Here is a 5911-nt window from a genome sequence, read left to right as displayed (position 1 = left end):
ATAGCGTGCGCGAGGCCGGGAAAACCCGCATATTATACCGCAAGGCTATGAATGATGGGAATGAAATGATAGGAATGATTCGGTTATAATCTGCATCTGCCGCCGCATTTTTCAGACGGCCGAACCGCATACACGAAAGCCCGACCATGTCCGATTTATTTTCCCGCCAACCCGACGCGCCCCTGGCCGAGCGCCTGCGCCCGCAATCGCTTGACGAAGTGATCGGCCAGCAGCACCTTATCGGCGCCGGCAAGCCGCTGCGCGTGGCGGTGGAGGGCGGCAAGCCCCATTCCATGCTGCTCTGGGGGCCGCCGGGCGTGGGCAAAACCACGCTGGCGCGGATTTTGGCGCAGAGCTTCAACGCCCAGTTTCTGCCCGTATCGGCGGTATTTTCCGGCGTGAAAGACATCCGCGAAGCCATATTGAAAGCCGAAGCCGCCCTGCAGCAGGGGCGGGCGACGATTTTATTTGTCGATGAAGTGCACCGCTTCAACAAAGCGCAGCAAGACGCATTTTTACCGCATGTAGAAAGCGGGCTGCTGACCTTTATCGGCGCGACCACCGAAAACCCGTCGTTCGAAGTCAACCCCGCCCTGCTCAGCCGCGCGCAAGTATATGTATTGCAGCCGCTTTCAGAAGACGATATGCGCCGCCTGGCCGACAAAGTATTGGCGCAGCCCGAATACCGGGGTTTCAGCATAGACGAAGCCGCCCAAACGCTGCTGATACACACCGCCGACGGCGATGCGCGGCGGATGCTGAATTTATCCGAGCAGCTGCTGCGCGCCGCCGCCACGCGCGGCATCCAAACCCTGGACAGCGCCTTTTTGGCAGAAAGCCTGGGCGCGCAAATCCGCCGCTTCGACAAAGGCGGCGAAAGTTTCTACAACCAAATCTCCGCGCTGCACAAATCCGTGCGCGGCTCCCACCCCAATGCCGCGCTGTATTGGTTTTGCCGCATGCTCGACGGCGGCGCCGACCCGCGCTATCTCGCCCGCCGCATCATCCGCATGGCCTGGGAAGACATCGGCCTGGCCGACCCGCGCGCCCTGCAGATGGCCAACGAAGCCGCCGCCACCTACGAGCGGCTGGGTTCGCCAGAAGGCGAATTGGCTTTGGCGCAGGCCGTGCTCTATCTCGCCGCCGCCGCCAAATCCAACGCCGGTTACAACGCCTACAACCAAATGCGCCAATTTGTGAAAGCCCACGCCAGCGACGAAGTACCCGTACACCTGCGAAACGCCCCGACCAAGCTGATGAAAGAGCTGGGCTACGGCCGCGCATACCGCTACGCCCACGACGAACCGCACGCCTACGCCGCCGGCGAAAGCTATATGCCCGACGGCGTGGACGAGCCGGACTTTTACCGCCCCGTACCGCGCGGGCTGGAAATCAAAATCGGCGAAAAACTGGCTTGGTTGAAATCGCTGGATGATGAAGCGGGGCGTGGAAAAGAGTAAAAAAAGCCGTCTGAAAATTCCGGCTACTGAGCGCAGTCGCAGTATTCAGACGGCTTTGTTACGGCAGTAGCCGTAGAGCGGGCATCCGTGCCCGCCGCTTTGCCGCAAGGTAAAGAATAACGCTTAAATGCCAAGGTTTTTCTCATTCTGCGAATGAGCGGCGGGCAAGGATGCCCGCCCTACGCCGCCTTGAAAGAAACAAGCCGTCTGAATATTTCGACTACGCTCAGTAATTGGGATTTTCAGACGGCTTTTTTTCTTGTCTGCGCTTCGGCTCAATCGACTTTCACCCGTTTCAGGCGCAGGGCGTTGGTTAATACGGAGATGGAGCTGGCGGCCATCGCCGCGCCCGCAATCACGGGGCTGAGGAAGCCGAGTGCGGCGAGCGGGATGCCCAAAATATTGTAGAAAAAGGCGAAAAACAGGTTTTGCTTGATGTTTTTCAGGGTGGCGCGCGCAATCAGCAGCGCGTCGGCAAATTGGTTGACGGAATGCTGCATCAGGGTGGCGGAGGCGGTGTGTTCGGCGATGTCGGCGCCGCCTTTCATGGCGAAGCTGACGTCGGCGGCGGCCAGCGCGGGGGTATCGTTGATGCCGTCGCCCACCATGGCGACGACTTTGCCGGCGGCTTTCAGTTTTTGCACTTCGGCGGCTTTGTCGCGCGGGCTCATGTTGCCGAAGGCGCGGTCTATGCCCAGTTGGGCGGCGGTGTAGTCGACCGTGCCCGGGTGGTCGCCGCTCATGACATACACTTCGATGCCGTGCGCTTTCAGACGGCCTATGGCTTTTTTGCTGTCGGCTTTGAGGGTGTCGGCCAGTGCGAATGCGCCGACGGGGCGGTTGTCCGCCGATACGGCGACGATGGTGGCGATGCGCCATACTTCGCCCAAACCGGCGGGGAGGGTCAAGCCTGCGTAATCGGCTTTGCCGACTTTGACCGCGCCGATGCCTTCGATATCGGCGGTAATGCCGGCGCCGACGGCGGTTTGCGCGCCTGAGGTTTCGGGCAGGCTGAGCATGCGTGCGCGTGCGGCGGCAACGATGGCGCGGGCAATCGGGTGGGCGGCGTTTTGTTCGACGGCGGCGGCGATGCGGTATAAGTCGTCTTCGCTGTAACCGCTTTCAGGCGCAAGATAGACGGCGGCCACTTGCGGGCGGCCTTCGGTGAGCGTGCCGGTTTTGTCGAGGATGACGGTGTTGACGTGTGCGGCGGCTTCCATCGAGGCGGCGTCTTTGAACCAGATGCCGTGTTTCACCGCTTTGCCCATGCCGACCATGATTGCGGCGGGCGTGGCCAGGCCGAGCGCGCAGGGGCAGGCGATGACCAATACGGCTACGGCGTGCATGAGTGCGGTGGTCCAATCGCTTTTGATGAACCAGGTGAGCGCGAAGGCCAAAATGGCGATGCCGACTACCACGGGCACGAACACTGCCGCCGCTTTGTCGGCAATCCGTGCAATCGGTGCTTTGCTGCCTTGGGCTTCGGAAAGCGCGTTCATCATGTCGCCGAGCAGGGTACGGCTGCCGAGCTGCTGCGCACGGTAGGTAATGCTGCCGTCGGTCATCAGCGCGCCTGCCAGCACTTTGCTGCCGGCCTGTTTGATTTCGGGGTTGGATTCGCCGGTGAGGTGGCTTTCGTCCGCCCAGCCGCTGCCGCTTTCGACGGTACCGTCGGCGGCGATGCGTTCGCCGTGGTTGGCGCGGATTAAGTCGCCAATCCGGATTTGGTCGAGGGGCAGGGGCACCCATGCGCCTTCGCGTTGCACGGTGGCCTGCGGGGGCGTGAGTTTCAACATCAGCGAAAGGCTGTTGAGGCTGGATTTTTTGGCGCGGCGTTCTAAAAATTTGCCCAGTGAAACGAAACCGACCACCATCACGCCCGCTTCAAAGTAAACGTGCGCCATGCCGTCGTGCGCCATGCTGCGGTGGTGGAACATCATGTAAGCCGAATAGAGGTAAATCGCCGCCGTGCCGATGGTGACCAATACATCCATGTTGGCCAGCCCGCCTTTGATGCTTGCCCACGCGCTTTTGTAGAAGGGCACGGCGAGCCAAAGCTGCACGATGCTGGCCAGCGCAAACTGCCACACGGCGGGTATCATCCAATCGTGCCGCCCGATCATCATGCCCGTCATGCCGATCAGAAACGGGATATTGATGGCGAGCAGCAGCCACAAACGCCAGCCTATGTGTACGGCACCGTCATCGGCGGCGGGTAGCGGATCGGTTTTTTCTTTCGCGCCGAAGCCGGTTTTCTCGATGATTTTGATTAGGTCGGCGACGCTGGTTTGGCTGTCGTCAAAGGTAACCTGCGCTTCTTCGCCGGCGAAGTTGACGCCTGCGTTTTCTACGAATGCTTTTTTGTTTAAGACTTTTTCGATGCGGCTGGCGCAGGCTTGGCAGGTCATGCCTTCGATTTGGAAACGGACTTTCTGCTGCATGGTGTACGTTCTTTCGAATGGAGGGTTTTCAGACGGCCTGGGATTTTTGTGAGCGTCAAAAAAGCCAAGATTTTTGCCAAAAAGTTTTAAATACGCAGCGGACTTGCGTAGCTAATGACGGCAGAGAAGTTTTTATAGGCCGTCTGAAAAAAACGGCAAACCGGTTTTGTCGCGCTAAAACCGCTTGGTATCCGGGTTTGGTTTTTGCGGCCGTATCACGCTTCGGCTGCGTCGAAGCCGCCGTCTTCCACCGCTTCAATCAGGGCGGCGGGGGTGGTCTGCGCTTCGTCGTATTCGACAACGGCGGTGTTTTGCTCCAGGCTGACTTCGGCTTTGGCAACGCCTTCCACGCCTTCCAGAATACGGGTCACGCTTTTGACGCAGCCGCCGCAGGTCATGCCGCTGATGTTTAAGGTGATGTTTGCCATGATGTTCCTTTCGTGGGTCGGTTCGGTATCCGGCTTACTATAAACCTTAACCGGGGGGTAAGGTCAAGTGCGGCGTCTGGATTGGGTTTGACTTGCGGCGGGGCTTGTCCGTAAAATCTTTACCGGGCATTCTGTCTGTGATGGCAGAATGCTTTTTTTAACTGCGGACGGGTATGTGCCCGTTCCGGTGTTCAAACACGATTGTTCAAACACGATAAGGAGGAAATGTGCACGATTATTTGGTTTCGATGCTGCAGCAATACGGTTTGCCGCACGGCGAATGGATGGTCACGCTGACCATCGCTGCTTTGATTGCGCTGACGGCGGCGGTTTTGCATTTTGTTTTGCACTTTGTGCTGTTCCGTATATTGGATGCGAAGCTGCGGGCTTCTAAAATTTTGTTTTTGCAGGTGTTGGCGGAAAAATCGCTGTTTCGGAATCTGGCGTTTACCGTTCAGGGTATCGTGTTGTCGCGGCAGTTGTCGTTTTGGCTGGAACCCGGCTCGCTGCAGGAGGCTTTGTTGGCGTTGGCAAATGCGGCGACGCTGATTTTCGGTATGCTGACGCTGTTTTCCCTGCTCGGTACGGTGGAAACGTATTTCTTCCGCCGCAATATCGCCCGGCATTTTCCGATGCGCGGGCTGATGCAGACGGCTAAGCTGATTATCGCCATCGGTGTGGGGATTTTGATTGTATCGATGCTGCTGAATAAGTCGCCGCTGTTTCTGCTGAGCGGTCTGGGTGCGATGACGGCGGTGTTGATGCTGGTGTTTAAAGACCCGATTTTGGGCTTGGTGGCGGGTATCCAGCTTTCGGCCAACCGGATGCTGAATATCGGCGACTGGCTGGAAATGCCGAAATACAATGCCGACGGCTCGGTTATCGATATCGGCCTGACGACGGTGAAGGTGAATAACTGGGATAATACGGTAACCACCATTCCGACTTACGCGCTGATTTCCGATTCGTTTAAAAACTGGCAGGCGATGAGTGAGTCGGGCGGGCGGCGGATTAAGCGTCCGGTGTATATCGACAGTACCAGTGTCCATTTTTTAAGCGATGCGGAGATTGAACAGCTGGCGCAAAGCAAACTTTTGGGGGCGTATTTGAGCGAACGCAAGCAGGAAATCGAAGCGTTCAACCGGGAATACGCCATCGACAACGAAAGCCGTTTGAACGGCCGCCATCTGACCAACCTCGGCACGTTCCGCGCTTATTTGCAGCGTTATCTGGAAAACCATCCGCGTATCCGTAAAGACATGACTTTGCTGGTGCGGCAGATTGAGGGCGCGGGCAACGGTATTCCGCTGGAGATTTATTGCTTTACCAATACGGTGGCCTGGGGCGAATACGAAGCCATCCAGTCGGACATTTTCGACCATGTGTTTGCCGTCATCGGCGAATTCGGCCTGCGCGTGTTCCAAAATCCGACCGGACACGACTTCAGCGCCATGGCCGCCTCGCGCGCGCCGCAAGATTGATTGGGTGTTTGAAAAGCAGGGTGTGGAAACCGGATCCTGCTGCTGTTGAAAAAAGCCGTCTGAAAAATAATTTTTCAGACGGCTTTTTTTGGAGAGTATGC

General features: G+C 57.9%; 4 protein-coding genes. 2 read left to right on the top strand and 2 right to left on the bottom strand.

Annotated elements, in window-relative coordinates; genetic code table 11:
* Window positions 1-146: 146 nt before the first annotated feature.
* The gene (locus BDE01S_RS07630) at window positions 147-1460 is read left to right on the top strand and encodes a replication-associated recombination protein A (protein WP_066079673.1); all 1314 of its coding nucleotides are present in this window, start codon (window positions 147-149) and stop codon (window positions 1458-1460) included.
* Window positions 1461-1735: 275 nt separating this feature from the next.
* On the opposite strand, the gene BDE01S_RS07625 is transcribed toward BDE01S_RS07630, so the two are convergent.
* A complete protein-coding gene (locus tag BDE01S_RS07625) occupies window positions 1736-3901 on the bottom strand; it encodes a heavy metal translocating P-type ATPase (RefSeq protein ID WP_066079670.1) in 2166 nt (721 codons plus the stop codon).
* Between the two features lie 215 nt (window positions 3902-4116).
* On the bottom strand, window positions 4117-4329 hold the full coding sequence (locus tag BDE01S_RS07620; protein ID WP_066079667.1) for a heavy-metal-associated domain-containing protein: 213 nt from the start codon (window positions 4327-4329) through the stop codon (window positions 4117-4119).
* 227 nt (window positions 4330-4556) lie between these two features.
* Between BDE01S_RS07620 and BDE01S_RS07615 the strand changes: the two genes are divergently transcribed.
* A complete protein-coding gene (locus tag BDE01S_RS07615) occupies window positions 4557-5810 on the top strand; it encodes a mechanosensitive ion channel family protein (protein WP_066079664.1) in 1254 nt (417 codons plus the stop codon).
* Window positions 5811-5911 lie beyond the last annotated feature (101 nt).

Origin of the sequence: Bergeriella denitrificans NBRC 102155, assembly GCF_001592185.1 — a bacterium.
Taxonomy (GTDB): Bacteria; Pseudomonadota; Gammaproteobacteria; order Burkholderiales; family Neisseriaceae; genus Neisseria; species Neisseria denitrificans.
Note: the sequence above shows the minus strand (reverse complement) of the source record. Positions and strands in the feature narration are given on the sequence as shown.

Bases quoted from the DNA above. Each gene is read 5' to 3' on its own strand.
- BDE01S_RS07630 (WP_066079673.1), top strand. From the start codon at position 147: ATGTCCGATTTATTTTCCCGCCAACCCGACGCGCCCCTGGCCGAGCGC.
- BDE01S_RS07625 (WP_066079670.1), bottom strand. From the start codon at position 3,901: ATGCAGCAGAAAGTCCGTTTCCAAATCGAAGGCATGACCTGCCAAGCC.
- BDE01S_RS07620 (WP_066079667.1), bottom strand. From the start codon at position 4,329: ATGGCAAACATCACCTTAAACATCAGCGGCATGACCTGCGGCGGCTGC.